The organism is Bradyrhizobium sp. th-b2, assembly GCF_000426785.1.
Lineage (GTDB): Bacteria > Pseudomonadota > Alphaproteobacteria > Rhizobiales > Xanthobacteraceae > Bradyrhizobium > Bradyrhizobium septentrionale.
In genome coordinates, this window is the sequence record NZ_AUGA01000197.1 from 1 (window position 1) to 2831 (window position 2831).

Consider the following 2831-nt stretch of genomic DNA (forward strand, 5'->3'; position numbering starts at 1 on the left):
AATCAAGGCTTGCCAAACCCGCGGCCAGCGTCAATGATCCGCCCACTCGGCTGCCTTGTCTCATCTTGATTGACGCGCCACTCTCATCCTGATTGTCGCGCTATACTCCTGCTTGTCACCCGCCATTCGCGGATAGCCTGCCGGATTCCCTTGGCTGCCTTGCGGCTGATGGCCGGTGCGAAGCTGACAAACTTCTCACCCTTGCTGTCCCGAGCTTTGCGCGGCCGGAACGTGTAGCCGAGGAAGTCGAACGTGATTTGCTCGTACCCTCCGCTCCGATTGTTGTCCTTGCAGTAGACGATCCGGGTTTTCTCCGGGTGGAGTTCCAGACCGCACTCGGCAAGGCGATTACGGATCGCTCCCAGTACGGCTTTGGCCTCCTCCTCACTCCAGCAATGGACGATCGCATCATCAGCGAATCTTTCGAAGCGCAGGTGTGAGAAGGTCCGTTGCATCCATGCATCGAAACAATAATGCATGAAGAGATTGGAGAGTACGGGCGAGACGACAGAACCCTGAGGGGTTCCTCGTGTTCGCTCGTCGCGGGTCCCGTCTTTCCGCTCCACGGTGGCTTGCAGCCACCGTCTGACGTAGAGACGAACCCAGCCCAATTCCACATGGTGGGCTACAGCTTTTTCCATCAGGTCCCATGGAATCGTATCGAAGAACGACTTGATGTCCAAGTCTATGACCCAATCGAATTTCCAGCAGCGCTCGCGCGCCTTCCCCACCGCATCGAGCGCAGAGCGTCCGGGCCGATAGCCGTAAGAGTCGGGGTGGAAGACTGGCTCCACTTCCTTTTCTATGACCATCTTTGCGACCGTCTGGGCCACTCGGTCTCCGACGGCGGGAATGCCGAGTTTCCTGACACTCTTGCCATCGGATTTGGGGATTTCCACGAGACGAACAGGCGGTGGAAAATACGTCCCCGACGACATGCGATTCCAGACCTTGTAGAGATTCCTCTTCAGGTCCTTTTCGAACACCGCGACGGAGACGCCATCCACGCCCGCGGCCCCTTGGTTTGCTTTGACCTGTTTCCAAGCCTGCCAAACAAGGTGCTTGGAGATATCATACGGCTTTGCCTCGGACATCAGTTCATCCCCATTGCGGGTTGGCTGTTGTCGTTGGCCAGATGATCGGGTCCCTTCGCTCCACCTGCATTACCAGGCTTCATCACTACTGCGAACCCGTCCGCCCCTGCGCCGTGCATCGGTACTCTCCCCTCAGCGGTGCTGCCGCTTTCAGGTTCTCCCTTGGCATCACGACACAGGTTCCCACGTTCCGTGTAAGAGCCTGCCATCAGGATCGCGCCGCCTCTACACCGGTCGTCACCCATCCAGTAACCAGGCTCCCGATAGGCTTCCAAGGAAGGGTTGAACCCTTGGTTTCGACAACGTCTGTACTGGTTTTCGATGCTTCATCGGCGGTTCGCTTCCGCTCGCCTTCCTGAGGCTTACCTGACGGGCTTGCGCCCGCCTTTTCCAACAACGCTCACCACCTCGACCGTTGTGTCGAAGCAGCTTGTGGTGGTTTGGACTCTGATCCTGCAATCCGAGCCCGAGGGGCCTACCCTCATCTCTTGCACAGCAAGGCTGCTTGAAGGCTTTAGGTCAATTGATCTACCTCCTTCTTCGCGCCGTCGTGGCGCACCAACCCCGACCAGCTCCGCCGATCGTCCGTTGCTCCACCCACGCCACTTGGCGTACAAAACCCCGAGACTCTAATTGCCGCTGGATGAAACTTCAGTGGCAGGTCACCTGTGCCCTATGATTTATTGGAATCCGTTTGGCGCCGCTCGCTGACTGGCCAAGGGCCCTTGATAGGCATCGAGCCAGAACTAGGCGGTTCGCCGGGACATTCATCATCGTTATGTGGTCACCTGGAATTGGCACAGCATGAATGGCTTCCGTACTCAAAATTCGGTCCCACCCCCGCAAAGGCGAACGCGCTTCTGGACCTATTGAATTCTTGCGAGATCGTGTCCGATGGCGAAGAGGTTCATTGGCATAGAACTGGTATACCTCGACGGGGAGGGATGGAGCTTGATACGAGTCCAGCGCCCATTGGAACTGCATGGCCCTTTCATACGTCAGAATGTCACTGTGGAGATTGCGATCCTGAGGGATCGCCCCAATTTTCTGTGCCTTTTCCAGGAATTGAGAAATTGAACTTCGTCCAGCGAAGCGTTCAAGTATTTGGAGCCTTTCGTCGTCTAACTCGAGAGATTCCAGGATCACTTCTTGTATCCTTTGGGTGGGCGACACGCTTGATGGATTTGAAAATAGTACAACGTCAATTAGAGCGATGAGTGAAAGAGCTTCGTCGTGGTCCAGTAATTGCTGCGCAATTGCGTAAGCCAAGATTCCTCCGGATGAGTATCCAGCGATCCGATATGGACCTCGTGGCTGGATCTCTCTAATTGCCAAATTTAGTTGCGAGGCTATCTCTTCAAGAGTTGGAAATTGAACTTCACGAAATGGCGGCCATGGCAAAGTGTAGACAGGGCATCCTGCGCCCATCTCCTGCACCAAACTAAGGACATAGGAGCAATCGCCTAAACCTGTGGGAACAAAGAACAGCGGCGGCTGCGATCCGGTTTCTCGAACACAAATCACTCCCGCGCTGCTGGGCTCTGGTTCGAAATGAATCTTGGATGCAAGTTCCTTTAGAACGGGGGCTTGGAAGAGGTCGGCGGCGCTGAACTTGAGCCCGAGATCGACTGCGCGACTGAGCAACTGCACCGCCAAGAGCGAGTGGCCGCCCAGTTCGAAGAAGTGGTCGTGGCGTCCGACCCGCTCCACACCGAGAAGCTCGGCCCAGATCTGCGC

Annotated in this window: 2 protein-coding genes; both read right to left on the reverse strand. The window is 56.2% G+C overall.

Annotated features, from left to right (window positions below; translation table 11 throughout):
• Positions 1-83: 83 nt before the first annotated feature.
• The gene (gene ltrA / locus K359_RS56510; protein WP_051346851.1) at positions 84-1094 is read right to left on the reverse strand and encodes a group II intron reverse transcriptase/maturase; all 1011 of its coding nucleotides are present in this window, start codon (positions 1092-1094) and stop codon (positions 84-86) included.
• 651 nt (positions 1095-1745) lie between these two features.
• Positions 1746-2831 (reverse strand): thioesterase domain-containing protein (locus K359_RS60700; RefSeq protein WP_245284956.1); only part of this gene is annotated, 1086 nt, incomplete at its 5' end.

What these genes read in the sequence shown, in the direction of transcription:
- ltrA (WP_051346851.1), bottom strand. Translation starts at nt 1,094, where the DNA reads ATGTCCGAGGCAAAGCCGTATGATATCTCCAAGCACCTTGTTTGGCAG.